The sequence below is a fragment of the Kitasatospora sp. NPDC097605 genome (assembly GCF_040302725.1).
In the GTDB taxonomy this organism is placed as follows: Bacteria; Actinomycetota; Actinomycetes; order Streptomycetales; family Streptomycetaceae; genus Kitasatospora.
In genome coordinates this window covers 1-26376 of the sequence record NZ_JBEOSF010000009.1, presented here as the reverse complement: position 1 = coordinate 26376, position 26376 = coordinate 1, and the positions used below count along the sequence as shown (strand labels likewise).

The 26376-nt window shown below is 74.4% G+C and carries 21 protein-coding genes; 9 read left to right on the top strand and 12 right to left on the bottom strand.

The features are described from left to right. Nucleotides 1–5: 5 nt before the first annotated feature. From ABTX81_RS12790 to ABTX81_RS12780, 3 genes are read right to left on the bottom strand one after another with little or no spacing between them, the layout of a single operon-like run. Entirely contained in the window at nucleotides 6–1049 is a 1044-nt protein-coding gene (locus ABTX81_RS12790; protein ID WP_350543757.1) for an agmatine deiminase family protein, read from the bottom strand. A 29-nt stretch (nucleotides 1050–1078) separates the two neighbouring features. After that, nucleotides 1079–2794, bottom strand: coding sequence for an urease subunit alpha (locus ABTX81_RS12785; RefSeq protein WP_502892764.1), 1716 nt, complete (start codon nucleotides 2792–2794; stop codon nucleotides 1079–1081). Further along, nucleotides 2791–3501: an urease subunit gamma gene (locus ABTX81_RS12780; protein WP_350543755.1), complete on the bottom strand. Its 711-nt coding sequence runs from the start codon at nucleotides 3499–3501 to the stop codon at nucleotides 2791–2793. Before ABTX81_RS12780 ends, ABTX81_RS12785 begins: the two co-directional genes overlap by 4 nt. Nucleotides 3502–3926: 425 nt before the next feature. Between ABTX81_RS12780 and ABTX81_RS12775 the strand changes: the two genes are divergently transcribed. Then, a complete protein-coding gene (locus tag ABTX81_RS12775; RefSeq protein ID WP_350543753.1) occupies nucleotides 3927–4421 on the top strand; it encodes an ATP-binding protein in 495 nt (164 codons plus the stop codon). A 298-nt stretch (nucleotides 4422–4719) separates the two neighbouring features. Then, nucleotides 4720–6969 (top strand): ATP-binding SpoIIE family protein phosphatase, encoded by a 2250-nt coding sequence (locus ABTX81_RS12770; RefSeq protein WP_350543751.1) that lies wholly within the window; start codon nucleotides 4720–4722, stop codon nucleotides 6967–6969. 25 nt (nucleotides 6970–6994) lie between these two features. Here the strand turns inward: ABTX81_RS12770 and ABTX81_RS12765 are convergent, their stop codons facing one another. The 6 genes from ABTX81_RS12765 to ABTX81_RS12740 form a co-directional block, all read right to left on the bottom strand. Then, on the bottom strand, nucleotides 6995–8068 hold the full coding sequence (locus ABTX81_RS12765) for a DUF2637 domain-containing protein (protein WP_350543749.1): 1074 nt from the start codon (nucleotides 8066–8068) through the stop codon (nucleotides 6995–6997). 235 nt (nucleotides 8069–8303) lie between these two features. Continuing rightward, entirely contained in the window at nucleotides 8304–9194 is an 891-nt protein-coding gene (locus tag ABTX81_RS12760) for a (2Fe-2S)-binding protein (protein WP_350543747.1), read from the bottom strand. A gap of 201 nt (nucleotides 9195–9395) precedes the next feature. Further along, entirely contained in the window at nucleotides 9396–10163 is a 768-nt protein-coding gene (locus ABTX81_RS12755) for a hypothetical protein (protein ID WP_350543745.1), read from the bottom strand. 274 nt (nucleotides 10164–10437) lie between these two features. Next, entirely contained in the window at nucleotides 10438–11307 is an 870-nt protein-coding gene (locus tag ABTX81_RS12750) for a hypothetical protein (protein ID WP_350543743.1), read from the bottom strand. A gap of 219 nt (nucleotides 11308–11526) precedes the next feature. Continuing rightward, entirely contained in the window at nucleotides 11527–12126 is a 600-nt protein-coding gene (locus tag ABTX81_RS12745) for a nucleotidyltransferase family protein (RefSeq protein WP_350543741.1), read from the bottom strand. Nucleotides 12127–12261: 135 nt separating this feature from the next. Then, a complete protein-coding gene (locus tag ABTX81_RS12740) occupies nucleotides 12262–13251 on the bottom strand; it encodes a GlxA family transcriptional regulator (protein ID WP_350543739.1) in 990 nt (329 codons plus the stop codon). Nucleotides 13252–13372: 121 nt separating this feature from the next. On the opposite strand from ABTX81_RS12740, the gene ABTX81_RS12735 reads away from it, so the two are divergent. The 3 genes from ABTX81_RS12735 (at nucleotide 13373) to ABTX81_RS12725 (ending at nucleotide 16986) form a co-directional block, all read left to right on the top strand. Further along, the gene (locus tag ABTX81_RS12735; protein ID WP_350543737.1) at nucleotides 13373–14287 is read left to right on the top strand and encodes an NAD-dependent epimerase/dehydratase family protein; all 915 of its coding nucleotides are present in this window, start codon (nucleotides 13373–13375) and stop codon (nucleotides 14285–14287) included. A gap of 104 nt (nucleotides 14288–14391) precedes the next feature. Further along, nucleotides 14392–15153 carry an HNH endonuclease family protein gene (locus ABTX81_RS12730; RefSeq protein ID WP_350543735.1) on the top strand — a complete coding sequence of 254 codons (762 nt, stop codon included), beginning with the start codon at nucleotides 14392–14394 and terminating at the stop codon, nucleotides 15151–15153. Between the two features lie 186 nt (nucleotides 15154–15339). Beyond that, the gene (locus tag ABTX81_RS12725) at nucleotides 15340–16986 is read left to right on the top strand and encodes an alpha/beta hydrolase (RefSeq protein ID WP_350543733.1); all 1647 of its coding nucleotides are present in this window, start codon (nucleotides 15340–15342) and stop codon (nucleotides 16984–16986) included. Between the two features lie 65 nt (nucleotides 16987–17051). On the opposite strand, the gene ABTX81_RS12720 is transcribed toward ABTX81_RS12725, so the two are convergent. Continuing rightward, nucleotides 17052–19487: an ArnT family glycosyltransferase gene (locus tag ABTX81_RS12720; protein ID WP_350543731.1), complete on the bottom strand. Its 2436-nt coding sequence runs from the start codon at nucleotides 19485–19487 to the stop codon at nucleotides 17052–17054. Between the two features lie 102 nt (nucleotides 19488–19589). Beyond that, the gene (locus ABTX81_RS12715) at nucleotides 19590–20714 is read right to left on the bottom strand and encodes an alpha/beta hydrolase (RefSeq protein ID WP_350543729.1); all 1125 of its coding nucleotides are present in this window, start codon (nucleotides 20712–20714) and stop codon (nucleotides 19590–19592) included. A 149-nt stretch (nucleotides 20715–20863) separates the two neighbouring features. Here ABTX81_RS12715 and ABTX81_RS12710 point away from each other — a divergent pair, with 149 nt between their 5' ends. From ABTX81_RS12710 to ABTX81_RS12700, 3 genes are all read left to right on the top strand, one after another. Further along, a complete protein-coding gene (locus ABTX81_RS12710; protein ID WP_350543727.1) occupies nucleotides 20864–21889 on the top strand; it encodes a hypothetical protein in 1026 nt (341 codons plus the stop codon). Between the two features lie 423 nt (nucleotides 21890–22312). Then, a complete protein-coding gene (locus tag ABTX81_RS12705) occupies nucleotides 22313–23077 on the top strand; it encodes a DUF4037 domain-containing protein (RefSeq protein WP_350543725.1) in 765 nt (254 codons plus the stop codon). A gap of 92 nt (nucleotides 23078–23169) precedes the next feature. Then, entirely contained in the window at nucleotides 23170–23979 is an 810-nt protein-coding gene (locus ABTX81_RS12700) for a hypothetical protein (protein WP_350543723.1), read from the top strand. A gap of 3 nt (nucleotides 23980–23982) precedes the next feature. On the opposite strand, the gene ABTX81_RS12695 is transcribed toward ABTX81_RS12700, so the two are convergent. Further along, nucleotides 23983–24834 carry a hypothetical protein gene (locus ABTX81_RS12695; RefSeq protein ID WP_350543721.1) on the bottom strand — a complete coding sequence of 284 codons (852 nt, stop codon included), beginning with the start codon at nucleotides 24832–24834 and terminating at the stop codon, nucleotides 23983–23985. Nucleotides 24835–25181: 347 nt separating this feature from the next. On the opposite strand from ABTX81_RS12695, the gene ABTX81_RS12690 reads away from it, so the two are divergent. Beyond that, on the top strand, nucleotides 25182–26376 hold a 1195-nt coding region (locus ABTX81_RS12690; protein ID WP_350543719.1), incomplete at its 3' end, for a putative Ig domain-containing protein.

The window sequence follows — 26376 nt, the reverse complement described above, 5'->3', positions numbered from 1 at the left end:
GCGGGTCAGGCCTTCGGCTGCTGCTGCGTGATGCAGTGGATACCGCCGCCGTTGGCGAAGATCTCGCGCGCGTCGACCAGCTCGACCGTGCGGCCGGGGTAGGCCTCGGCCAGGACGGCGGCGGCCTCCTGGTCGCGCGGGTCGTCGAAGGCGCACAGCACCACGGCGCCGTTGGCCACGTAGTGGTTGATGTACGAGTAGTCGACCGGCTCGCCCTCCTCGTCCAGCAGGACGGTGGGGGCGGGCAGCTCGACGACCTCCAGCGGGCGGCCCTGGGCGTCGGTGGACGCCCGCAGGATCGCGACCAGCTCCCGGCACACCTCGTGGTCGGGGTGGGCCGGGTCCGGCTGGACGTGGGCGACGACGACGCCGGGGCGGACGAAGGAGGCGACGATGTCGATGTGCCCGCGGGTGCCGAACTCGTCGTAGTCGCGGGTGAGCCCGCGCGGCAGCCAGATCGCCTTGGTGGTGCCGAGGAAGGCGTGCAGCTCGGCCTCGACCTCCTCCTTGGTCCAGTCGGCGTTGCGGCCCTCGCCCAGCTGGACGGTCTCGGTGACCAGCACCGTGCCCTCGCCGTCGACGTGGATGCCGCCGCCCTCGTTGATCAGCCGGGAGGCGAACCGCTGGACCCCGGTCAGCTCGCCGATGTGCTCGGCGATGTGCTGGTCCTTGTCCCAGCGGGCCCAGGACTGCGCGCCCCAGCCGTTGAAGATCCAGTCGGTGGCGGCCAGCCCGCCCTCGCCGTCGACCAGGAAGGTCGGGCCGATGTCGCGCATCCACGCGTCGTTCAGCGGGCGCTCGACGATCTCGACCTCGTCGGAGACGTACTTGCGGGCCTCCGCGGTCTCACCGGTGTTCACGACCAGGGTGACCGGCTCGTACCGGACGATGGTGTCGGCGACGTTCGCCCAGGCCTCGCGCGCCGCGTGCAGGTGCTCCGGCGTGTCGAAGGTCGGGTTGTCGGTCGGGAAGGCCATCCAGGTGCGCTCGTGCGGGTGCCACTCGGCGGGCATCCGGTAGCCGAGCGAGGCGGGGGTGGGGGTGGTCATCGCGGCGTCCTTCGGTGGGGCGGGGAGGGTCAGAGGAAGTAGAGGCGGCTGAGCGAGACGCTGTCGGCCGGCTCGGAGCGCAGCGGGGCGCCGTCGAGCGAGACCAGACCGGTCTCGGTGACCTCGACGTGGCCGGTCCGGGCGTTGCGCACCATGTCGCGCGGGCCGATGCCGCGGGTGTTCCGGACGCCGACGCGCCGGCGCCGGGTGGGCAGGCCGTCGGCGGGGCGGTCGAGGTAGGCGGCGTCGGCGGCGGCCTGGGCGACGAAGGCCACCGAGATGTCGGCGGCGGTGGCGCCGTGCGCGCCGAACTGCGGGCCGAGCACCAGGGGCTCGCAGCGGTCGGTGGAGGCGTTGGGGTCGCCGACCACGCCGTAGGCGGGGAAGCCCGCCTTGAGGACCAGCTGCGGCTTGGCGCCGAAGTGGTCCGGGCGCCACAGCACGATGTCGGCGAGCTTGCCGATCTCGATCGAGCCGACCTCGTGGGCGAGGCCGTGGGCGATGGCGGGGTTGATGGTGAGCTTGGCGATGTAGCGCAGCACGCGCTCGTTGTCGTCGCCGCTCTCGACCGTGCCGAAGCCGCCGTCGAGCGGGCCGAACTCGGCCTTCATCTTGCCGGCCATGGCGAAGGTGCGGCGCACGGTCTCGCCGGCGCGGCCCATGCCCTGGGCGTCGGAGGAGGTGATGCCGATGACGCCCAGGTCGTGCAGGACGTCCTCGGCGCCCATCGTGCCGGCCCGGATGCGGTCGCGGGCCATCGCGGCATCGCCGGGCAGGTCGGTCTTGAGGTCGTGGGCGGAGACGATCATGTCGAAGTGCTCGCCCAGCGCGTCCCGGCCGAACGGCAGGGTGGGATTGGTGGAGGAGCCGATGACGTTCGGCACGCCCGCCATCTTGAGCACGTTCGGCACGTGGCCGCCGCCGCAGCCCTCGATGTGGAAGGCGTGGATGGTCCGGCCCTCCAGCACCTTGAGGGTGTCCTCGACGGAGAGGCACTCGTTGAGGCCGTCGGTGTGCAGGGCGACCTGGACGTCGTACTCCTCGGCGACCCGCAGCGCGGTGTCCAGGGCGCGGGTGTGGGCGCCCATGTCCTCGTGCACCTTGAACCCGGAGGCGCCGCCCTCGGCCAGCGCCTCGATCAGCGGGGCCTCGTCGGAGGAGGAGCCGCGGCCGAGGAAGCCGATGTTGACCGGCCAGGCGTCGAAGGCGTTGAAGGCGTGCCGCAGGGCCCACGGCGAGTTGACGCCGACGCCCCAGACCGGGCCGAACTCCTGGCCGATGATCGTGGTGACGCCGGAGGCGAGCGAGGCCTCCATGATGCGAGGCGACAGCAGGTGGACGTGGGTGTCGATGGCGCCGGCGGTGGCGATCATGCCCTCGCCGGAGACGATCGTGGTCCCGGTGCCGACGACCACGTCGACGCCGTCCATGGTGTCGGGGTTGCCGGCCCGGCCGATCGAGGCGATCCGCCCGGCGATCAGGCCGATCGAGGTCTTGCGGATGCCCTGAACCGCGTCGATCACCAGGACGTTGCTGATCACCACGTCGCAGGTGTCGCGGACGGCGGCGGGTTTGAGGTGCAGGCCGTCGCGGGCGGTCTTGCCGAAGCCGGCCAGGAACTCGTCGCCCGGCGCCTGGGAGTCGGACTCCACGCGCACGATCAGCCCGGAGTCGCCGAGCCGGATCCGGTCGCCGGCGCGCGGGCCGTGCACGGAGATGTAGTCGTGGGGGGTGATGGACGTCACGACTCGACCTCCGCGTCGTCGAAGTGGGTGAGGTAGCCGGTGGCGCGGGCCTTGGCCAGCGCGGCCTCCTTGGCGCCGGGGGCGTCCAGCGGGCCGTCGACCAGGCCGGCGAAGCCGATCGCGACCCGCTCGCCGCCGATCGGGACGAGGCCGACGTCGACGGTGGCGCCCGGGTCGAAGCGCACCGAGGAGCCGGCCGGGATCGCCAGGTGGGTGCCGTAGGCGGCGGCGCGGTCGAAGGCGAGGCGCGGGTTGGCCTCGAAGAAGTGGAAGTGCGAGGTGACCGAGATCGGCACCCCGGAGGTGTTGTGGACGGGCACGACGACGGTCTCCTCGACCGGGTCGTAGCCGGCGCCGTCGCCGAGCAGCGCGCCGCCGGGGGCCTCGTCGCCGAGCGAGCCGGCGCCCCGGAACGGGTCGTTGACCACGGCGAGGCGGGTGCCGTCGTCGAAGACCGCCTCGACCTGGACCACGGTGACCACGTCGGGCACACCGGGCAGCACGTCGTCGGCGGTGAGCACCGAGCGGCCGGCCTCGATGGCCTCGGCGAGGCGCCGGCCGTCCCGGGCGGCCTCGCAGACGGTGTCGGCGATCAGCGCGGTCGCCTCGGGGATGTTGAGGCGGACGCCTCGGGCGCGGCGGGCGCGGGCCAGCTCGGCTGCTGTGAAGATCAGCAGCCGGTCCCGCTCGGTGGGGGTCAGTCGCACGGTTCCTCGCTCGCGGTCGCCGGGAGAGGGGGGTGAAGGCTGTTAGAACGGCGTTCAAACATCTCCGGCCATTGAACCCGGAGCCGCCCGCCCTGTCCAGCCTTGCCGCTCCCGTGGCGATCGGCCCGTCGGCGGACCGGCGCGGCGCCGCCGGAGGTCGAAAACCGCCCGTACGCTTCGCAAACCCGTCCGGCGCGGCCGGTTGGATCACGTGAAGCGCCTCGTGCCCCTTTCACCCCAGGTGATCGCCTGGGCACTGTTCCAAATGCCGAAAGCTGGGCATGAGGATGATTGGTCAGTACCAAGGGGGCCGACCGACCGGCGGGGGATCCGGACCGGCGGCCAGGAACGAGGGCGGGGGCAGGGTGATGGACGGTCAGTCGCGATTCCCGCGGCAGCGGACGAGTTCGGGGGGAGCCTTCCGGGTGACCGGTACCGGCCAGGGCGCCCCGGCGGGCACGGCCGGCCCCGCGAACGCGGTCGGCGCGGCGGGCGTCACCCGGCCGGGCGTACCGGCGCCGGGGTGCGCGCTCAACCGCAGGCTCCACCTGGCGCTGGAGGCCGCCGACCTGGTCGGCGTCGGAGCGGTCCGCCGCCGGCTGCGCGCCGCGCTCGGTGTGTGGGGCGTGCCCGAGCTGGCCGACACCGCCGAGCTGCTCACCTCCGAACTGGTCACCAACGCGCTGCAGCACACCGGCCAGGGCGCGGTCTTCGACGCGGTGCTCACCGGCGACCAGCGGCTGCGCATCGAGGTCCAGGACGGCACCGCCCGGCTGCCCGGCCGCCGCCGGGACCCGGACGCGTACGCCACCTCCGGCCGCGGACTGCTGCTGGTGGAGGCGCTCGCCGACTCCTGGGGCGTCCAGCTGCGCGGCGACGGCAAGGTCACCTGGTTCGAGCTGGCCACCGTCGGCGGCTGAGACCACCCGGACCTGCTCCGTTCCGGTCGGCCGCCGTTTGTCGTACGAGCACTGTTCGCTGTCGAACGATGCCCGGAAGTGAAGGCGGAAGGGAAGATTTCCGGCCCGTTGCCATTGCCGCTCGGCCGAACATTGGCCAGGATGGTGGGAATGTGTGCCCACGTGCGAGAGGCGGCGGGGAAGGACCACCTCGACCACTGACCGCCCGTCGGCGCGCGACCGTCGAGCACCACCCACAGACGCCACGCGGCCCGTCCGGACGGTCGGCGCGGTCCGTCACGGCAGCGGCAGGAGCAGCATGCCCACAGAGTCCGAGTCACCGGGGCCGGCCCTTCCTTCCGGTCCGTCCACGACCGGCTCCGGGCGGGCCAGACCCCCCGCGCAGGCGGCCCGGCGGCACGCGCTGCGCACCGCTCCCGGCCTGGCGGCCGGCCGGCTCGCGCCGATGCTCTCCGGCGGACTGCCGCTCTCCCCGGGCGACACCACGCCGGACTGGCTGGAACCCGCGATGGCCGCCAACGGCATCGGCTCGTTCGACTGGGACATCCGCCGCGACATCCTGGAGGGCGACCAGCGCGCCTGCACCATCGTCGGCCTCGACGCCGCCGACAAGGGCCGCTTCGACCGCACCTCCGCCTCCTTCCTGTCCCTGCTCCACCCCGAGGACGCCCCCGTGGTGCGCCGCCGGGTCGAACGCGCCGTCGCCGAGCTCGGCCAGTGCGGCGCCTACTACCGCACGGTCGGCCCGACCGGCGCCATGCGGGCGGTCCGTTTCCGCGGCCGGGTCCTCGCCGACGCCTTCGGCCGCGCCTCCCGGATGGTCGGCTTCGTCTGGGACGCCACCGTCGAGCTGCACAAGCGCGACCGCGCCGACCGGCTCGCCCTGCTACGCGAGGAGCGCTCCCGCTTCATCAAGGAGGCCGCCCGCGCGCTCTCCGAGGCGGTCACCGTGCGGGACGTCGCCCGGGTGTTCACCGAGCTGCCACTGCCCGGTCTGCCGCCGGACGGCCTGGTGCTCGCCTCCTTCGAGGCCGGCCGGGTGCAGATGCTCGGCGCCTCCGGCTACCGCGCCGACGAGCTGGCCGGCTACGACCGCTCGGTGCTGCCGCCGAGCCACCCCGCCGCCGAGGCGCTGCGCGGCCGCGCCCCGGTGTTCTGCGCCAGCCGCGAGGAGTACCGCGAGCGCTACCCCGACGTCTGGGAGCAGGCCCGCCGCACCAGCCGCAGCTCCTGGGCGTTCCTGCCGCTGGTCGCCAGCGGCCGGGCGATCGGCGTCTGCGTGGTCAGCTTCGACGACGACCGCCGGCTCGACGCCGACGAGCGCACCCTGCTCTCCACCCTCGGCGGCCTGGTCGCCCAGTCGCTGGCCCGGGCACGGCTGCACGACGCCGAGCACGAGCTCGCGGCCGGCCTCCAGCGCGTCATGCTGCCGCGCACCGTGCCGTCCGTGCCGGGCGTCACCACCGCCGTCCGCTACCTGGCGGCCGGCTCCGGCCTGCAGATCGGCGGCGACTGGTACGACGTGGTGCCGCTGCCCGGCGGCCACGTCGGCCTGGTGATCGGCGACGTCCAGGGCCACGACGTGCACGCGGCCGGCATCATGGGCCAGCTGCGGATCGCCCTGCGCGCCTACGCCGCCGAGGGCCACCCGCCCGCCGCGGTGATGGCCCGGGCCTCCCGCTTCCTCGCCGACCTCGACACCGACCACTTCGCCACCTGCACCTACGCCGAGGTCAACGTCGACTACGGCGTCGTCTACGCCGTGCGGGCCGGCCACCTCGACCCGGTGGTGCGGCGCGGCGACGGCACCGCCACCACCGTCCCGGTGGCCGGCGGGCTGCCGCTCGGCATCGCGCCGGACGAGGAGTACCGGGTCACCCGGTTCAGCCTCGACCCGGGCGAGACCGTGCTGCTCTGCACCGACGGCCTGGTCGAGGCCCGCGGCATGGACCTCGACGAGGGCATCGCCCGGCTCACCGCGGTGCTCTCCGAACCGCTCGCGGACCCCCGCGAGAGCGGCCGCGACCCGCTGGACGACCTCGCCGACCGGATCGCCTCGCAGGCCGCCGACTCCAGCGAGCGCGAGGACGACATAGCGCTGCTCCTGCTGCGCTGGGACGGCCCCGAGGGCGGGCTCGCCGCCCAGCAGCTGCGCCGCCGGATCGGCCAGGCCGACCTCGCCCGGATCTCCGAGGTCCGCGCCGAGCTGCGCGACGCGCTGCGCCGCTGGGGGGTGGCCGAACTGATCGACACCGCCGAGCTGCTCTCCTCCGAGCTGGTCACCAACGCCATCCGGCACACCGACCGGGACGCCATGTTCACCGCCCGCCTCTACCGGGAGCCGGCCGCGGACGGCGGCCGGGCACGGCTGCGGGTCGAGGTGGAGGACGAGTCGGACCTCTGGCCGACCCGCCGCACGCCGGGGGAGCAGGCCTCCTCCGGGCGCGGGCTGATGCTGGTCGAGGCGCTGGCTGACGGCTGGGGCGTGGAGCCCCGGGGGACAGGCAAGCGGATGTGGTTCGAACTGAGTGTGACGCCCGGGGAGTGAGGGCCGGAGCGCGGCCGCCGGGGCGTCAGCCGAACTGCCGCTGAAGGTCCTTCAGCCGCTGCTCCAGCTCCTCCAGCCGGGGCAGCGGGACGGTCTCCTCCTCCGCCGTGAGGTCGATGGTGCGCCGCTCGGGCCTGGCCGGCAGGCCGGGCTGGGTGACGGTGCCCTCGACGGCGGGCCGCTCCGGTCCGGGGCCCGCGCCGTCACCACCGCTGTCGGTGGTGGCGGTGGCAGCGGCGGCTATGGCGGACTCCGGGCCGGACTCCAGCTGCCGGGCCGCCGTCGGGGGCACACCGCCGCCGCGCTGGCGCCAGACGCTGTTGGTGCGGTTGATCGCCCGGATCTCGGCCCGCTCGCGGCGCCCCGCCAGCTTGCGGCGCTCCTTCTCCCGGGCCCGCTCGCGCTTGTCGTCGCGGACCTCGTCCACCGCCTCGTCCAGGCTGCGGACGTTCTCCAGCAGCATCAGCGACCAGGCGGCGTAGGTCTCGCGGGGTGCGCGCAGCCAGCGGACGATCCGGATCTGCGGCAGCGGGCGGGGGACCAGCCCCTGCTCGCGCAGCGCGGCCCGGCGGGTCTGCTTCAGCGCGCGGTCGAAGAGGATCGCGGCCGAGAGCGACATGCCGGAGAAGAACTGCGGCGCGCCGGCGTGGCCGAAGCCGCGCGGGGCGTGCACCCAGTTGAACCAGGCCGAGGCCCCGGCGAACAGCCAGACCAGCAGCCGCGAGCCGAGCGCCGCGTCACCGTGGCTGGCCTCGCGGACGGCGAGCACGGAGCAGAACATCGCCGCGCCGTCCAGGCCGAACGGCACCAGGTACTCCCAGCCGCCGGACAGGTTGAGGTTCTGCACCCCGAAGCCGACCAGGCCGTGGAAGGAGAGCGCGGCGGCCACGGCCGCGCAGCAGAACAGCAGGGTGTACGAGGCCCCGCCGTACAGGGACTCCTTGCGGCGGCGCCGTTCCTCGGCCCGCTCCCAGGAGTCCGCGGCCTTCCCGCTGCTCGCGGCTCCCCGGCTCCGGGCCAGCGCCACCAGGAGCGCGCCGGCCAGCAGCACCGCAACGCCGATGACGGCCCAACCAAGCGGTATGTCGGACAATTTCATCGCCTGGACCAGCCTCGCTTTCCTGCGTCGCAATTCCCCGCGTCGTGATGGCGGGGACCATCATGACGGATGCCCGGCCGGGGAATGGCTGATTTCCTGTCAATGCACCGAGGCGGGGGATTTCTGGCGAGGGATAGTTCTTATCGTCATATTTATTCAGGAAAAGGGGACGTGGGAATTCCGGGGGCCGCGACGGGTGGACCGCGGTGGACGACCGGACCGCCTCCGACCTCGCTCAACGGCGTGCCACGCGGGGGCAGCCCGCGCACATCGCCTCGATCCGCGCGGTGTAGACGAGGCAGCAGCTGGCCCGGCATCGCTCGGAGCGTTCGATGCGCGTCGGGGAGCCGGGCGCCGGAGCGGTGAATCCGGCGCCGGGCGTGAAGGGCGCGCACTCCGGCGTGCCGCAACCGCCCGCGGTGAACAGCGCGGTGAGCTCCCTGCGCGCGCGCTCCTCCTCGCCGAGCAGCCCGCCGGCGTACCAGAGGCCCTCCACCACCGCGTCCGTGGCCATCGCCCAGAGCACCCGCGGCCCGCGCCGCACCTCCGGGCGGAACGCGGCCAGCACCGGGGCCAGGAAGTCCGCCAGCGCCGCCCGCAGTTCACCGGCCAGCGCCGCCCCGTCGGCCACCGTCCGGGCCACGGCGGCCGCGGTGGCCGCGGTGGCAGCGGGCGTCATGGCGGCCGCCAGGTCGCCGGGCAGGCGGACGAAGGGGCCCGGACGGACCGTCAGCTCACCGCTGCTGCGGCGGATCGACACATCGGCCGGGGCGAGCAGCGGCACCCGGCGCTCCAGGAACCACGGCAGGGTGAACAGCAGCGAGACCGGCCAGACGAACCGGTGCAGAGCGATGCCGGCCGCCACGTCCGGCCGCAGCGCCCGGCCGTAGCGGGCCAGTCCCTGGCGGGCGTCGTACGCCACCAGCTCCCGCAGCGCCGCCGGATCGGCCACCAGTGCCGCCCCCGTGATCCACCCCCGCCCGCTGCGCGGCGGCGCCCACCGCACCCGCAGCTCGGGAAGCACCTCCCCGAGCCGCCGGTACGCGCCCGCGCCGGGCAGGGCTGCGGCGGCCGCCGGCTCCGGGGCGGGGGGCTCGGGGGCGGACCGGGTGCTGCTCGCGGTCATGGGTCGTGCCCATCGGGTCGACCGGGCCGCCGGACCGTCCGGACCGCGCCCGGGCCAGGGCCGGCCGCCGCCGGCACGCCCCGGGAGGGGGCGCCGTGGCGCCGTACGTCCGGGCCCGGCCGGCCGGGGCCTGGCGGAGCCCGGGAACGGCAAGGCGAACCTGGCCGGGTCACTGCTCGACCCGGCCAGGTTAGGCTCACCTTAGCTGATCGGCCCCTGGGTCTGCCGCTCGACGCGCCCGTCCGGGGGCGTGCCCGACGCGCGCCCCGCCCCCAGCTGGCGGGCGAGCCAGACCGGCACGCCCCCGAGCGCCTGCACCAGCCGGGTCGCCTCCGCCCGCAGCCGCACGGCCTCGGCCGGCTCGGACACCTCGGCCAGCGCCGCCAGCGCCGGCGCCACCCCCACCGTGAAGCCCAGTTGCTCCCGCAGCCGCAGTGAGGCGTCGAACCCCTCCCGCGCCCGCTCGCGGTCCCCGGCCGCCAGGGCCAGCGCGGCCAGGTGCCGCCAGGTCGACGAGCGGAGCAGTTCGTCGCCGCGCTCGCCGGCGCCGTCGTGCGCCCGCCGGTAGGCGATCCAGGCCGCCGTCGGATCGCGCAGCAGGTTCTCCGCGACCAGCCCCCGCCGGAAGTCCAGCAGCGGCCGGCCCGGCGCGTCCGGCGGCAGCAGGGCCGAGGTGCGGCCGAGCGCCGCCTGCGCCTCGTCCAGCCGGTCGCGGGCGCCCAGCACACTGGCCACGTACGCCAGGAAGCCCCGGGCGCAGGCCGCCGAGGCCCGCTGCTCGGTGGTCGCCGCGACGGCCTCGGCCAGCCGCAGCGCCTGTTCCGCCTGGCCCCAGTGGGCGGCGGTGAACAGGCACTGCTCGATCAGGAGTTCCGCCCTGACGAGTGCCGCCGTCGGGTCGCGCTCGGCGGCCGGCCGTAACAGCTCGGCGGCCTCCCGCCAGCACGCCCGGGACCGCAGCCGCCACACGGTGTCCCCCGGCTCCGGAGGCGCCGCCGCCCCCCGTGCGTCCCGGCCACTAGGGCCCCATCCGTGCTCCGACAACGCCACCTCCTTGTGTGCGCCATCCAGCAGGACGCGGGCCCCTCCCCGGACGTGGCACGACGTGCCACGGGCCCGCGCTGTGGCGGCAATTCAACACGGGGGCGAGCTTGTGCACCAGATCACGAGCGGAGGTTGTTGCGTCCGGGCGGGTTTTCGTCTAAACGATCAGCGGGCGTCCGGCCGGGGCCCGAACGGGGCCTCAGGACGTCCAGCCGGTCTCCATCAGAGCCTCCGCGGCGCCGTTCGCGGGCTGCGGCACGCCCGCGAGGTCCAGGCTGAACAGCGCCACCAGCAGCTGTTCGCCGCGCACCGTGGCCTGGTGCGAATAGCCCGCAAGAGTGAACATCGCGGCGGCCATCTCCTCCGCGTGCAGGGTCTGCAGCCAGAGGCACTCGACCGACTTCACGTCCGCCGGCTCGGTCCAGGTGTCCACCTGCGCGACCATCCGGCTGCCCAGCAGGGTCACCCCGTCGCGCTCCTGGGCCTCCGTCAGCTCCAGGTCGTCGAAGCCCAGCCACTCCAGGTAGCGGGCCGCGGTGAACACCGCGTCCTGCGAGGTGCGCACCGGGTGCGGGCGGAACGGCGCCCGGCGCCGCCACGGAGCCGCCGGGGCACCCGCACCCGCGGCCGGCGGCGCCGCGGCGGGCGCGTCCAGCGAGTGGGCCGGGCGCACCGGGTGCGGGTGGGAGGTCCGCGGGCCGGCGGCGGCGCCCAGCGGTCCGGCGGTGGAACCGCCGCCCAGCCGGGTCGTCCGGTCCACCGGGAGCCGCACGGTGGCCCCGCAGTTGCAGGTGAACTCGGGCTGCGGCCACTGGTCGGAGCGTCCGCAGTGCGGACAGCGCATGCTCAGCCAGGAGTCCTCCCACGACCGGAAGCGCACCTGCACCGGCACTCCGCCGCGCAGCAGCGGCACCTTGAGCGAGGCACCGCACGGGCAGGGCAGCGACGGCGGTTCGTACAGGTGCTCCCGCCGGCAGGCGGGGCAGCGGATCGCCCGGGCGCCACCCGTCGCCCCCGGGCCGCGCCCGGCCGGGTCGTGTCCGGTGAAGTCGTCGGGCAGTCCGGGCATCGCGGGCACCGTCCGTTCGAATCGGGGGTGGGTGACGTGTCCCATGCTCCCCGAAACCCGGGGGGTGCGGCGCGGAATGCGGCAATCCTCAGGGACGAATCAGGGGTGTGCGCTCGATTGATCGGCGGTGAGGAGGAGACGTCTCCCCCTTGCGTGGGAGACCGGCCCGCGACCGGGGTGGACGGGAATGTACGCGTGCGGTCCGGTGCGGCCCCCGAGTCACCGCGCGTCCCAGCGGGCGAGGTCGGCGGGGGTGTCCAGGTCGTCCGGGGTGGCGACATCGGCGCACTCGACCAGGGTGAGGTCGTCCGGGTGCGCCGTCAGCAGGGCGCGCGCCCCCGCGTCGCCGTGCGCGCCCTCCACGGCCTCGGCGAAGTACCGGGCCCCGATCAGCACCGGGTGCCCGCGCCGGCCGTGGTACGCCGCGGCGGCCAGCTCCGCACCGGCCCGGTGCGCGGCCAGCAGCCGGGCCACCGCGGCCGGGCCGACCCCCGGGGTGTCCACCAGCATCACCAGCACCGCCGGGGACCGGGCGGGCAGCGCGGCCAGGCCGGTGCGCAGCGAGGAGCCCAGACCGGTCTCCCAGTCCGGGTTGGCGACCAGCCGGCAGCCCGGCAGATGGGCGGTCGACCGCACCCGCTCCCGGTCCGCGCCCAGCACCACCGTCACCTCCCGGCAGCCGCCCGCCCGGACCGCCGCCACCGCGTGCTCCACCAGCGGCCGGCCCCGGTAGCGGATCAGCGCCTTCGGCCGCCCGCCCAGCCGCCGCCCGCCCCCGGCGGCCAGCACCAGGGCCGTTACCGCGTCGCTCTGTTCCATGCGCCCAGCGTGCCCGCCCCGGCCGCCGCCGCCCAGCCGGCCCGGCACCGCTTGGGCGATTCCACGAGCGGCGGTGCCGAAGGCGGCCGCTCGTCAGCCGCCCGTCGTCAGCCGCCCGTCGTCAGCCGCCCGTCGTCAGCCGCCGGCGCGGGCCGGCGGCCGGGTGAAGTGCGCGCGGTAGGCGCGCGGCGTCATGCCGACCCGCTGGAGGAGGTGGCGGCGCAGCGAGTCGGGGGTGACGAAGCCGGTGCGGGCGGCTATCCGGTCGACCGGCAGGGCGGTGGACTCCAGCAGTTCCCTGGCCTGTTCGAGGCGCTGGGTGAGCAGCCACTGGAGCGGGGTGGTCCCGGTCTCGGCCCGGAAGCGCCGGTTGAGGGTGCGCACGCTCACCCCCGCGTGGGCGGCCAGCCCGGCCAGGGTGAGCGGCTCGGCGAGCCGGGCGAGCGCCCAGGCGCGGGTGGCGGCCAGCGAGCTGCCGTCCGGCCCGGCCACCGGCGTCGGCAGCACCTGGCCCTGGCCGCCGTCGCGGACCGCCGAGACCGCCGCCAGCCGGGCCACCGCGTTGGCCACCGCCGCGCCGTGGTCGGTGCGCACCATGTGCAGGCACAGGTCGATGCCGGCGGTGAGCCCGGCCGAGGTGAGCACCGGGCCGTCGTCGACGAACAGCGCCTGCGGGAGCACCCGGACCTTGGGGAAGCGGTGCTCCAGCGCGCCCGCCTGCACCCAGTAGGTGGTGGCGCTGTGCCCGTCGAGCAGTCCGGCCTGGGCGAGCACGAACGCGCCGGTGCAGATCGAGGCCATCCGGGCGCCCCGGCCGGCCGCCGCGCGCAGGGCCGCGAGGATCCGCTCGTCGGCGTCGGTGCGCGAGGCCGAGCCGGTCACCAGCACGGTGTCGGCGGTGGCGATCGCGTCCAGGCCGTGCGGGACGACGACCTGGAGGCTGCTGGTGCTCGCCACCGGGCCCGGCTCGGCGGTGCAGATCCGCACCTGGTAGACCGGGCGGCCGTCCAGTTCGGCGGAGCCGAAGACGATGTCGGGGATGGCGAGGTCGAAGGCGGTCACCGGGGGCACGGCGACGACCGCGACCCGGTGGACGTCCCCGGGCGACCGTACGGACGGGGGCATGGCCAGAACCTCCGGAAGCTTGGCAGCCGGTGCCCTGCCGCGCGGCGGGGCCCTGGCCGAGAGTTGATCACGGCGCCGCCCCGTCGGACGCCACCACCCCTCGGCCGACCCAGGAGCCCCCATGTCCTTCCACGTCGTCACCGGCGCCGGCCCGACCGGCACCGCCACCGCCCTGCGCCTGGCCGGGGAGGGCGAGCGGGTCCGCCTCGTCACCCGGCGCGGCACCGGTCCCGAGCACCCGGGCGTCGAGCGGGTCGCCGCCGACGCCACCGACGCCGGCGCCCTCACCGCGCTGGTCGAGGGCGCCCACGCGCTGATCAACTGCGCGGCCCCGCCGTACCACCGCTGGCCGGGTGAGTTCCCGCCGCTCGCCGCCGCCCTGCTGACCGCCGCCGAGCGGACCGGCGCGGGCTACGTCATGCTCGGCAACGTCTACGGCTACGGCCCGGTGGACGGCCCGCTCACCGAGGACCTGCCGGCCGCCCCGACCAGCCGCAAGGGCACGCTGCGCGCGGCCCTGTGGGCGGACGCGCTGGCCGCCCACCGGGCGGGCCGGGCGCGGGTCACCGAGGTGCGGGCCAGTGACTTCCTCGGCCGCGCCGCGACCTCGCTGTTCGCCTTCACCGTGGCACCGGCCGTGGTGGCGGGCGAGCCGGTCGGCTACCCCGCCGACCTGGCCGCGCCGCACAGCTGGAGCTATGTCGGCGACGTGGCCGACACCCTGGTCGCCGCCGCCCGCAACGAGGCGTCCTGGGGCCGGGCCTGGCACGTGCCCAGCACCAGCGAGGCGTCCGCCCGCGAGCTGGCCGGGCGGCTGGCGCGGGCGGCCGGCGCGCCGGAGCCGGCGCTCACGGCGGTCCCGGTGGCGGAACTCGCCGGATCGGGCGATGAGATGCTCGCCGAGGTCGAGGAGATGGCCTACCTGTACGACCGGCCGCTGCTGCTCGACTCGGCGCTCACCCGGGAGGTGCTGGGGGTGGCGGCGACGCCGCTGGAGACGGTGGTCGAGGAGGTCGTCCGGGCCCTGCGGGTGTGAGCTTCGCCATGATCGAAATGCTCCGTGTTGTGGTGGCTTGACCCCCAACGGGGCGGCTGGTCTGCTGGTGCGCCGTCAGCAGCCCGCCCACCTGGGGAGTCCCCGTGCCCGCCCGTCGCACCACCCTGTCCGCCGCCGCCGTCTTCCTGATATCCGCCCTGGTGCTGAGCAGCTGCTCGGACGACGACAGGAAGGCGGACGGCGGCGCGTCCGCCGGGGCGGGCGCCGCGGGCCGGGGCACCAGCCCGCTGGAGAACCCCGACGGCACCAAGCCCGGTCTGGCGCCGCTGACTTCGCCCGAGGACCAGAAGGCGGGCCGGGCGCTGATCGCTAAGGTCGCCACCGCCGCGGCCGGCCCCAAGGACGGCTACGACCGCAATGAGTTCGGCCCGGCCTGGACCGACAACGTGGACGGCATACCCGGCGGTCACAACAACTGCGACACCCGCAACGACCTGCTGGCCCGGGACGGTGCGGCGGTGGAGCGCAAGGACGGCTCGAAGTGCGTGGTCACCTCGATGACCATCCACGACCCGTACACCGGCAAGTCGGTGGACTGGAACAAGCAGCAGGCCTCGAAGATCCAGATCGACCACGTGATGCCGCTGTCGTACGACTGGCAGATGGGCGCGAGCAAGTGGGAGAAGCTGAAGCGGGTGCAGATCGCCAACGACCCGCTCAACCTCATCCCCGCCGACGGCTCGCAGAACGCCTCCAAGGGCGACTCCGGCCCGTCCGCCTGGCTGCCCGCCAACCCGGAGATCCGCTGCTCGTACGCGGTGCGCTTCGCGCAGGTGTCGCTGAAGTACCAGCTGCCGGTGACGGAGGCGGACAAGAAGGCGATGCTGCAGCAGTGCGGCGGCTGAGGAGCGGCCGACGAGCGGCCGACGAGCGGCCGAGGAAGGGCTGACCGCTGAGCGACCCCCTGAGGAAACGTTTCCTCAGGGGGTTCGTCGCTCTTTGTCCGGAAGCGTGCACGGCGGGCGGGCCGCGGCGAGTGGGGTGCCGTCAACAGTGTGATCGTCAGGTGGTATTCGTATGCGGTGCATTCGATGATCATCCGTTTCTCGCGACGCGCCCTGCCCGCCGTCGCCGCGGCCGCCCTGCTGGCCGCCTGCACCAGCTCGGGCGGCGCCACCGGCGCGGCCTCGGGCGCGCCGTCCACCGCCGCGACCACCGCGCCGTCGCCCGCGGACCAGGCGACCGCCACCGCGACGCCCACCCCGACCGCCACCCCCACGCCGACCGTGAAGCCCACCGGCCAGGCCGACCCGGCCCTCCAGGCCTTCTACGGCCAGCAGCTCGCCTGGGCGGCCTGCAAGGACGACCCGAAGACCGAGAAGATCGACGAGTCGGCGGTGCAGTGCGCCACCCTCAAGGTCCCGCTGGACTACGCCGATCCGGCCGGTGACACCCTCGACGTCGGCGTCGCCCGGCTCGGCAGCGCCAAGCCCGGCGAGCGGACCGGCTCGCTCCTGGTTAACCCGGGCGGGCCCGGCGGCAGCGGCGTCGGCATGATCCTGCGCGGCCAGAAGGACTACGACGGCCCGCTGCGCGACCACTACGACATCGTCGGCCTCGACCCGCGCGGCAGCGGCCTCAGCGCCCCGGTCAACTGCCTGGACGACAAGACCCGGGACACCTGGGTCACCACCGACGACCTCGGCCCCGAGCACGGCAAGGCCCTCGCAGACGCCTGCCAGGCCAAGTACGGCAAGCTGCTGGAGCACATCAGCACCCGGGACACCGTCCGCGACATGGACGTGCTGCGGGCCGCGCTCGGCGACCGGAAGCTCAGCTACCTCGGGCTCTCCTACGGCACCTACATCGGCAGCGTCTACGCGGAGGAGTTCCCGGACCGCGTCGGCCGGCTCGTCCTGGACGGCGCGGTCGACCCGGCCAAGCCACTGGCCGAGAACAACATCGAGCAGTACGCGGGCTTCGAGCGCTCGCTGCGGGCGTTCGCCGCCCACTGCGCCAAGCAGGCGCAGTGCCCGCTCGGCAAGGACCCGGAGAAGGCGCCCGAGAAGCTCGCCGACTTCCTCGACGGGCTCAAGCAGAAGCCGCTCACCACCAAGGACGGGCGCGTCCTCACCGCCACCGCGGCCTGGACCGGCGTGATCGAGGGCCTCTACGGCGACGAGAGCGCCTGGGACGCCCTGGCCAACAACATCGGCTGGGCCATGGTCCGCGGCAAGGGCGACTACCTGCTCGCGTACGCGGACTCCTACAACAAGCGCGACAAGGACGGCCACTACAGCGTCTCCGCCGACGCCTACACCGCCATCTACTGCGCCGACGGCGCGACCGGCGTCCCGACCGGCGACGCCCTCCAGGCCGCGTACGCCGAGATGGCGGCCAAGGCCCCGCTGATCAGCCGGCGCGAGCCGGGCTCGGCGCTGTTCGACCCCGACTGCCGCAACTGGCCCTTCCGCTCGGCCGAGAAGGCGCACGCGATCACCTCCAAGGCCGCGACGCCGATCGTGGTGGTCGGCTCCACCGGCGACGCGGCCACGCCGTACGCCAACGCCGAGAAGCTCGCCGCCCAGCTCGGCAACGCCGTCCTGCTCACCCGCGAGGGCGAGGGCCACACCGGCTACGGGCGCAGCGAGTGCATCCGGACGGCGGTGAACTCCTTCCTCGTCGACGGCACGGTGCCGGCCGCCGGGATCCGCTGCGCGACCGACGCCGCCCAGTGACGCGCCGCTAGCACAACGGCGGGGCGCGCCACGGTCGTTCACCGTGGCGCGCCCCGCCGTTCGGGTCAGGACGTGGGGGACCGGCTGAGGTCGTAGAAGGTCGAGCCGCCGACGGTGCGGGCGGTGTAGTGGCTCGCCACCCACTCCTCGATCTGCGCCGCCTGCGCCTGGGACGACTCGCCGTCCTGGCCGCCGGGGGCGCCGTTCGTCCGGCCTCCGGCCGTACCGCGCGGCGAGGCGTCGCCGATGAACCAGTGCACCTTGCCCTCCCGCACGTACTGCTGGAAGGCGCTCAGGCTGAGCGACGGGTCGGTGCCGTTGAAGCCGCCGAGGGCCATCACCGGGACGCCGGAGGCGAGTTGGTAGCTCGCGGCGTTCTGCGAACCGCCGGTCGCGGCGGCCCAGCGGTAGTCGTCGGCGCCCTGCTTCAGGAGGTCGGCCGCCTCGGTGCTCACCTTGGCGCCGTTCAGCAGCCCGCCCATGCCGCCTGGGCCGCCGCCGGTGAAGGCGTACGGGCCCTGCCCGCCGGCGCCGTTCGGGGTGCGGCCGGTCCGGCCGCCGTCCTGCTGCGGGAGCCCAGGCACACCGTCCTGGCCGCCGTCCTGCTGCGGCGCGACCATCCGGCCGTTCTGCCACAGCACCGGCCCGCCACCCGCGCCGCCGGGGCCGCGCCGGCCGCCCGGTCCGAAGCCGCCCTCCACCGCCGGCCCGGCCAGCACGATCGAGCCCTGGTGCGGGGTTTTGACCGTCTCCACCGCGTACGCCGCCGGTCCGCCCAGCGCCGCCGCCGCGCCCACCAGGCCCGCCACCGCCGCCAGCCGCCCGGCGAGCCGCGAGGGCCCGGCCGGGACGCCGTTCGCGGAGCCGTCCGCGGAGCCGTCCGCCCGGCGCGCGAGCCTCGCCGCCAGCGGTCCTGCCACCAGCAGCGCCACCGCCGCGAGCAGCCCGCCCACCAGCACCGCCGGCCGCAGCCACGGCAGGAAGTCCTTGCTGCGCCCGAGCAGCACGTACGCCCACACCGCCGTCACCGCGAGCGTGCCGGCCAGCACCGCCGCGTACGGCAGCCGGTGCCGCGCCCGCCAGAGACCGTCGACGCCCATGCCGACCAGCGCCGCGACCGCCGGGGCCAGCGCCACCGTGTAGTACTGGTGGAAGATCCCGGACATGAAGCTGAAGGTCAGCGCGGTGCAGAGCAGCCAGCCGCCCCAGACCAGGAACGCCGCGCGGGCGGTGTCCGGCCGCGGGTGGCGGCGGGTGGCCCAGAGGCCGACCAGCAGCAGGATCAGCGCGGCGGGCAGCAGCCAGGCGATCTGTCCGCCGATGTCGCCGTCGAACAGCCGGCTGATGCCGGTCTCGCCCCAGCCGCCCCCGCCGCGCATCCCGCCGGGCGGACCCCCGGCCGCCCCGGCCGCGCCCCCCGGTGCGCCGCCGAAGACCGCCTCGGCCCCGGCCGGCATCCGGTTGCGCCCGCCGCCGACGCTGCCGGTCTCGTTGCCGTTGAGCCGGCCGAAGCCGTTGTAGCCGAAGGTGAGCGAGAGGAAGCTGTTGTCCTGCGAGCCGCCGATGTACGGCCGCGCCGAGGCCGGGACCAGCTCGACCACCGCGACCCACCAGCCGCCCGCGAGCACCATCGCCAGCCCGCCGGCCAGCAGCCCGCGCACCCGCCGCCACAGCCCGGTCGGCGCGACCACCAGGTAGATCAGCGCGAACGCGGGCAGCACGAGGAAGGCCTGCAGGGTCTTGGTGAGGAAGGCCAGTCCGAACATCACCCCGGTGAACACCAGCCACCGGGTACCGGCCGCCTCGACCGCCCGCAGCAGCCCGTACGCGGCCAGCGTGAGGAGCAGCACCAGCAGCGCGTCCGGGTTGTTGAAGCGGAACATCAGCGCCGCCACCGGGGTCAGCGCGAACACCGCGCCCGCCAGCAGCCCGGCGAGCGGCGAGAAGCGGCGGCGCACCGTCGCGTACAGCACGGCCACCGTGCCCACCGCCATCAGCGCCTGCGGGGCCAGTACCGACCAGGAGGAGAGCCCGAAGACGCGCGCCGAGAGCGCCATCGGCCAGAGCGCGAGCGGCGGCTTGTCGACGGTGATGAAGTTCCCGGCGTCCGAGGAGCCGTAGAAGAAGGCCTGCCAGCTCTGACTGCCCGCCTGGGCGGCCGCCGAGTAGAAGGAGTTGGCCCAGCCGGAGGCGGACAGCCCCCAGAGGTAGAGGACGGCGGTGGCCGCCAGCAGCGCGAGCAGCGCGGGCCGCACCCAGCGCGGGTCGTCGACCCGGCCGCGCCAGGTCCGGGCCGGCAGGGTGCGCAGCCGCTCCGCCCAGGACGCCGGCCCCCGGGGACCGGCGGGCGGCGGCGGGAGCTCCGGGAACAGCGGCGGCGCGGCGGGCCGCCCGGGCGCCGCCCCCTCCGGCACGGGGGCGGGTGGCAGCACCGGGGGCGGGTAGTCCCCGGCCTCCGGCCAGGGCTCGCCGGCCGGTGGGGTGAGGCTGGTCGTGGTCATGGGCGCTACGCTCGGGCGCCCGCCTGAGAGAACCGTGAGACGCGGGTATGAGCCGTCTGTGATCTGACCGGCGCCGCGCCGTCCCCGTCGTCCCTCGGTGTCCTAGGCGGCCTGCGGCATCGTCAGGTGCTTGCCGAGCCACTCCAGGGCGGGCGGGATCTCCCGGGTCCAGGTGTGGAAGTTGTGGCCGCCGGTGTCCAGGGTGATGGTGGAGAGCTTGGTCGGCGCCTTGAAGGCGTTGACCATGGCCTGGGTGCCCGCGTAGTTGTTCTCGTCGTAGCTGGTGGCGAGCAGCAGCGCGACCGGCTCGGCGGGCTTGTTCTTCAGCCGCCAGACCAGGTCGTTCTCCAGCTTCAGCTGGGCGTTGCCGGCGAACAGGTCGCCGGTGGTCTCGTCGATCGGCGCGGTGTAGTAGCCGGAGAGCGAGACCGCGGCCCGGTAGGCGTCCGGCTTGCGCAGCGCGAACTTGAGGGCGCAGTAGCCGCCGGTCGAGTTGCCGATCACCGCGCGGTTGGCGGGGTCGGTGCCGATCCGGTAGTTGGCGGCCAGCGCCGTCGGGAGGTCGCTGGTGAAGAAGGTCTCCACCTGGGGCCCGCCGGGGATGTCCATGCACTCGGTGTCGCGGTTGCCGGACAGCGTCGGGCGCATCAGCACCAGGACGGTGGGCGGCATCTTGTTCTGCTCGATCGCGGTGAGCGCGGAGGCCGGGTACTGCATCAGCGTGATCAGCTTCTCCGCCGAGCCCGGGTAGCCGGCCAGCACCAGGGCCATCGGGAACTTGCGCTGCGCGTACTCCGGCTGGAAGTACTGCGGCGGCAGGTAGACGAAGGCGTCGCTGCTCAGGCCGCTCGCCTTGCCGCGGACCGAGACCTCCTGGATCAGCCCGGAGCGGTCGCGGGCCGAGCCCTGCGCCGAGTACATGTTCTTCTCGCCGGTGACGGCCAGGGCGGCCGCCGCGTTCGGCTGGTGGTCCACCACCGTGCCCGGCTTGCCGTTGGTGCCGAGCAGGTCGCTCCAGGAGCTGTAGAAGCCGAAGTAGCCGTTGGCGATCAGCCCCATGGCGACGAGCACGGCGATCTGGGTGGCGAGGAACGCGCCGATCCGTCCGGTCCAGGCCTTCCAGCCGCCGCCGCCGAATCTCGGCCAGAGCCACATCGTGGCGGCGAAGACGCCGAGCGCGATGACGGAGGCGATGATCTGGAGGGGAACACCCGTGAGGCTGAGCACGTCCTGATCGTAGTTGACGGCGGGGACCGCTCCGTGCGCCCTGTCGCACGCCCCCGCTACGCTTCGGTGCGCCGCAAGTGAGCCCTGTTGACCGCGTCTTGTCGGATCGGAATCATGGCGGCGGGGACAGCGGATGGCACGGAGTGTGCATGTACCAGTACCGAGAGAGCACCCGGGGGAGCGGCATGAAGTCCTTCACCAAGGCCGGCGTTGCGGTGGGCACCGCGTTGCTGCTGGCCGCCTGTTCGAGCGGCGGCTCGGACGGTTCGAGCAGTTCGAGCAGTGCCGACGGAGGTTCGGGCGGCTCGGCCGCGTCCAGCCCGTCGGACGGCTTCAGCGCCCTGCCCGCCCCGACCCGGACCCCCACACCGACCCCGACGCCGACGCCGACGCCGTACGGGCCCGTGCTCGCCGGGTACATCGACCCGGTCGGCGCCGCGCTCGGCAAGATCAACCCGGCGGCCAACCTGAACAATTTCATGATCGGCCTCCAGGAGGCGGCCAGCGCGGCCAACTCCGCGAGCAGCGGGCTCGGCCTGAGCGACACCCCGGCCACCGTCGGCACCACCAAGCGCCAGCTGGTGACGGCCCTGTCGCAGCTCGCCACCGATCTGACCAAGATCCGTAGCGACATCAAGTCCAGGACCTACTGCACCACCGGCTCCGCCTTCGCCCAGGTCGGCCTCTCCGAGGGCCTGAAGGCGATCCCGGCCGCCCTCGCCGAGATGACCGCCGCCGGGTACACCACCAACTTCACCGTCCCGAAGACCCCGCCGCAGCAGGCCCGCTCGCTCGACAACGGCGCGTTCGTCACCAAGGGCCGGCTGCGCGGCGGGGGCGAGTTCCACGTCGACAACAGTGCGGGCAGCACCGACTCCGTGGTCTCGCTCCTCAAGAGCGGCAAGACGGTCCACTCGCTGTACGTCGGCAAGGGCAAGGAAGCGGGCATCGAGGGCATCGAGGACGGTGACTACGACATCTTCTTCTCCGACGGCGTCGACTGGGACTCCTCGCTGAAGATGTTCACCCAGAACTGCAGCTACACGAAGTTCGACGAGTCGCTCTCCTACACGAGCGGCCGGAACTACGTCTCCTGGACGATCACGCTGACCGCGGAGGTCGGAGGCAACGCCAAGACCAGCGACGTGGACGAGGAGAACTTCCCGCAGCCGTAGGCGGGGAGCCCGGGATCCTCCGGACGGAGGCGCCACCGGCCGCGTGCCGGGGGCGCCTCCGCCCCGTGCGGCGGGGGCGCCGCCGAATCCGTTGGACGGCGCCCCGTCCCGCCCGTGAAGCTGGCCGGGTGACCAGCGCGCCCTTCGTCCCCGGCATCGAACTCTCCCGCCTCCTCCACGAAGAGGCCGTCCGCCCGATCCTCGCCGCCACCCACCCCGGCCTGCGGTACGCCGCCGCCCGGGTCGGCGCCGGCTCCGAGGTCCTCGGCTTCGACACGCCGCGCTCCACCGACCACGACTGGGGCCCGTGCCTCGACCTCTTCCTCCCGGCCGGGGACGCCGCCCGTCTGCGCCCGGCCCCTCACCCGCCTGTTCGCCGAACGCCTCCCCGCCACCCTGCGCGGCCGGCCCGTCCGCTACCGCGTGGGCGACGACCCCGCCGGCCCCGTCGGGCACCGCGTCCTCGTCCATGACCTCACCGGCTGGCTCACCGACCACCTCGGCCCGCTCGGCGAGCTGGGAGCGTCGGACTGGCTCGCCTTCCCCCAGCAGCGGCTCGCCGAGATCACCGGCGGTGCCGTCTTCCACGACGGCACCGGCGAACTCACCGCCGCGCGACGCGCGTTGGCCTGGTACCCCGACCAGGTCTGGCGCTACCTGCTCGCCTGCCAGTGGCAGCGGATCGCGCAGGAGGAGGCGTTCACCGGCCGCTGCGCCGAGGTCGGCGACGACCTCGGCTCGGCCGTCACCGCCGGCCGCCTGGTGCGCGACCTGATGCGGCTCTGCCTGCTCCTCGAACGCCGCTACGCCCCCTACGGCAAGTGGCTCGGCTCGGCGTTCGCCCGCCTCCCGGTGGCGCCCGGGCTGACCCCGTCCCTGCGCGCCGCCCTGGCCGCCGACACCCACCCCGAGCGCGAGCGCCACCTCTGCACCGCCTACGAGACCGTCGCCGCCCTCCACAACGCCACCGGCCTCACCCCGCCCGTCGACCCGGCCACCCGGCCCTACCACTCCCGCCCGTACCGCGTCCTGCGGGCCGACCGCTTCGCCCGCGCCCTCGCCGCGACGCTGACGGACCCGCTGCTGCGCACCCGCCCGCTCACCGGCGGGGTGGACCAGTGGATCGACAGCTCGGACGCGCTGACCCGGCCTTCGCCGCTGCGGCGGGCGGTGGACGCCTCGGGGTGACCGGCCGGTCGTGGCACGCCGGTTGACGCCCGTTCGGACTGTCGCGGGCCGCTTGCCGGGCAATTGTCAGTGGCCCGTGCCAGACTCCCGTCATGGCACCCGAACCACTCGCAACCCTCACTTTCTCCGCCTGGCGTCGCCTCGACCTCGCCGCCGCCGGCCGTCTCGCCGCCCAGGTCGCGGGCAGCGTGGGCGGACGGCTCGACCGCGTCGAGACGGTCGAGCACCTGGGCGCGCCGCTGCACCGGGTCCTGGTCGAGCGCGGCGAGCGGACGTTCGCGCTGATACCGGGCGGGCGGGTCACCGTCGGGTTCGACGTGGCGAGTTGGCAGCCGTCCGCCGAACTCCTCGCCTGCTACCAGGAGGAGAGCGTCAGCCAGGGCTTCGGCGACGGGGACCTGCGCGGTCACCTCGCCCGGGTCCTCAGCCCGCGCCGGACCGTCACCGTGCCGACCCTGCTGATGGCCGTCGAGGACGAGCCGCTGGACGAGGAGCCCGCCGGCATGCCGGCCGTCCTCGCCGACGAGGGCCTGCGGCTGCCCACCTCCGACGAGTGGGAGCACGCCTGCGGCGCCGGAGCGCACACCCTGTTCCGCTGGGGCGACGAGCCCCCGCTCGACCGCATCCCGTACGGGGACGGCACCGGTCCGCAGGCCGGGCCGAACGCCTTCGGCCTGCGCATCGCCCATGACACCTACCGCTCGGAGATCACCAGCGAGCCCGGGGTCATCTACGGCGGCGACGGCGGCGAGTCGGTCTGCGGCGGCTACGGCACCGTCCTCGCCTGGCTGCCGCTCGCCACGGCCAACCGGCATCCTGACCTCGCCGCGATGGTCTACGACGAGGACGGCGACTACTGCGCCGACGACCTCTCGGCCCGCCCCGTCCTCGCCCTCCGCTGAGGGCTACTCCTCCTCGTCCTCGTCCCACTCCGGGACGGTCCACCGCAGCACCGTCCCGCCGTCCGCACCACGGTCGAGGGTGACCGGGTACACCCGACCCCAGTCCCGCTCACCGTGGTGCCGGACGGCGTGGTCGCCCTGGCACCAGCCGAAACCGAGCACGGGACGGCCGCCGACCTCGATCTCGCCGACAGCCAGCGGGCGGGTGCGGCCGGCGCACTCGAAGCGGTGGAAGTCCGTGTGCGGGGAGGCGGACGAGACCACGCCGATGCCGAACGCGTCGATCTCGGCGGCGAGCGCCGTCGCCTTCTCGACGGGCAGGTCCAGCAGGCTGTAGATCCCTTGCCGGTCCCCGTCGTACTGCGGGATCCGCACACCGCCGAACCGCTGGTGGGCCTCCTCCTCGTCGCGCCCCCAGTAGCTGACGTCGGCGAGCCCGTCGGCCGGCTCACCCTCCAGCCCGATCCAGGCGTCCAACCCCACCGCGTCCCCGAGCACCATCCCGCCCCGGTCCACCGGCAGGTCCCCGAGCAGCACCGACTCCTCCCGCCCCGCCGGCCACGGCACCCCGAGCTCCACCTCCAGCACGGCGATCGCCGGCTCGTCGTCGAACGGCGACGGCGCCGTCCGCGCCCGCACCGCCAGCGCCCGCGTGCCGTCGACGGCAACGGCCACCGCCTCCGCCGGCCCCTCCATGAGGTGCCCACCCCTGGCCTCCCGCGCCACCACCTCCCGCGCCCGCTCGGACAACGGCGGCCCGACCTCCGGCCAGTGGTCCAGCCACAGCGCCATACCGAAGACGAGCACTCCGGAGGGCGCGGTGACGGTTCCGAGCTGCGCAAAGCTGTCGTTCATACGCCCGATTCTGCCGTGTGCTGCTCAGTCGTGCGGGGAGCAGCGTTGCTGACCCGCGGGTTTACGCAGGGCGGTGGCTGTTTCGTGCAACTTGTGGCGACTCGGGCGTTGCGGACCTCCGGGGCGGGCGATCGGATTCCCGGTACCGAAACGACATCCGAGCACCGCGCGGTGCCAGCCGAGTTCACGATCCGGCAGCTCTCCAGCCTCCAATCGGCCCTGCTCTGGCGAATTTCCGCACACGACTTCTGCCCGCACGGTTGACCTCTTGAAGTGGTCATGGCACTTTCGTCCGGCGCGGGCGTCCGCAACCGGTCGTACGCCCCGCATCCCCCACAAGGAGAGCCATGTTCAAGAGACTTGCCGCCGCGTCCGCCGCGAGCGCTGTCATTGCCGGGGTCCTGACCTCCGTGGCAGTCGCGCCCGCGCAGGCGGTGCAGGCCGGTGACCTGACGTCCACCATCGCGCTGAGCAACTGCTCCGCCTCGCTGGTGCGTTACCCCTCCTCGGTCGACGCCGACCGGGCCCTCATGCTCACCAACGGCCACTGCCTGCCGACCATGCCGTCCGCCGGCCAGGTCATCCAGAACCAGACCGCCAGCCGCAGCGGCACCCTGCTCAACGCTTCGGGCGGTTCCCTCGGCACCGTGACGGCCGACAAGATCCTCTACGCCACGATGACCGGCACGGACGTCGCGCTGTACCAGCTCACCGACACCTTCGGGTCGATCACCTCCAAGTTCGGCGCGACGGCGCTGACCATCAGCGACACCCACCCGGTCGACGGCTCGTCGATGTTCATACCGTCCTCGTACTGGAAGCAGACCTGGAACTGCTCCATCAACGGCTTCGTCGGCACGCTGCGCGAGGACGCGTGGACCTGGCGCGACTCCATCCGCTACAGCGCCGGCTGCAACACCACGCACGGCACCTCGGGCTCCCCGATCGTCGACGCCGCGACGAAGAAGGTCGTCGGCATCAACAACACAGGCAACGACGACGGCCAGATGTGCACGCTCAACAACCCGTGCGAGGTCGCCGCCGACGGCACCACCACGGCGCACCAGGGGCAGAGCTACGGCCAGGAGACCTACTGGTTCACCACCTGCCTGGGCAACGGGCGCGTCATCGACCTCAACGTCAGCGGCTGCCTGCTGACGAAGCCCGCGGGCAGCGGCTCCGTCTCGGTCGCGAACCCCGGCAACCAGTCGACGGCGGTGGGCGGTTCGGCGAACCTCCAGATCCAGGCGAGCGGCGGCTCGACGCCGTACACCTACTCGGCCACCGGCCTGCCGGCCGGGCTGTCGATCAACGCCTCCACCGGCGTCATCAGCGGCACCGCGACCACGGCGGGCACGTACAACGTGACCGTGACGGCCAAGGACGCGGCGGCGAAGACGGGCAGCACGAGCTTCACCTGGACGGTCACCGGCGGCGGTGGCGGCACCTGCACCCCGGCGCAGCTGCTCGGCAACGCGGGCTTCGAGACGGGCACGGCCGCGCCGTGGACCGCCTCCAGCGGTGTCATCGACAACTCGTCCT

Bases quoted from the DNA above. Each gene is read 5' to 3' on its own strand.
- ABTX81_RS12790 (WP_350543757.1), bottom strand. From the start codon at position 1,049: ATGACCACCCCCACCCCCGCCTCGCTCGGCTACCGGATGCCCGCCGAG.
- ABTX81_RS12770 (WP_350543751.1), top strand. From the start codon at position 4,720: ATGCCCACAGAGTCCGAGTCACCGGGGCCGGCCCTTCCTTCCGGTCCG.
- ABTX81_RS12765 (WP_350543749.1), bottom strand. From the start codon at position 8,068: ATGAAATTGTCCGACATACCGCTTGGTTGGGCCGTCATCGGCGTTGCG.
- ABTX81_RS12760 (WP_350543747.1), bottom strand. From the start codon at position 9,194: ATGACCGCGAGCAGCACCCGGTCCGCCCCCGAGCCCCCCGCCCCGGAG.
- ABTX81_RS12750 (WP_350543743.1), bottom strand. From the start codon at position 11,307: ATGCCCGGACTGCCCGACGACTTCACCGGACACGACCCGGCCGGGCGC.
- ABTX81_RS12745 (WP_350543741.1), bottom strand. From the start codon at position 12,126: ATGGAACAGAGCGACGCGGTAACGGCCCTGGTGCTGGCCGCCGGGGGC.
- ABTX81_RS12740 (WP_350543739.1), bottom strand. From the start codon at position 13,251: ATGCCCCCGTCCGTACGGTCGCCCGGGGACGTCCACCGGGTCGCGGTC.
- ABTX81_RS12735 (WP_350543737.1), top strand. From the start codon at position 13,373: ATGTCCTTCCACGTCGTCACCGGCGCCGGCCCGACCGGCACCGCCACC.
- ABTX81_RS12725 (WP_350543733.1), top strand. From the start codon at position 15,340: ATGATCATCCGTTTCTCGCGACGCGCCCTGCCCGCCGTCGCCGCGGCC.
- ABTX81_RS12720 (WP_350543731.1), bottom strand. From the start codon at position 19,487: ATGACCACGACCAGCCTCACCCCACCGGCCGGCGAGCCCTGGCCGGAG.
- ABTX81_RS12710 (WP_350543727.1), top strand. From the start codon at position 20,864: ATGTACCAGTACCGAGAGAGCACCCGGGGGAGCGGCATGAAGTCCTTC.
- ABTX81_RS12700 (WP_350543723.1), top strand. From the start codon at position 23,170: ATGGCACCCGAACCACTCGCAACCCTCACTTTCTCCGCCTGGCGTCGC.
- ABTX81_RS12695 (WP_350543721.1), bottom strand. From the start codon at position 24,834: ATGAACGACAGCTTTGCGCAGCTCGGAACCGTCACCGCGCCCTCCGGA.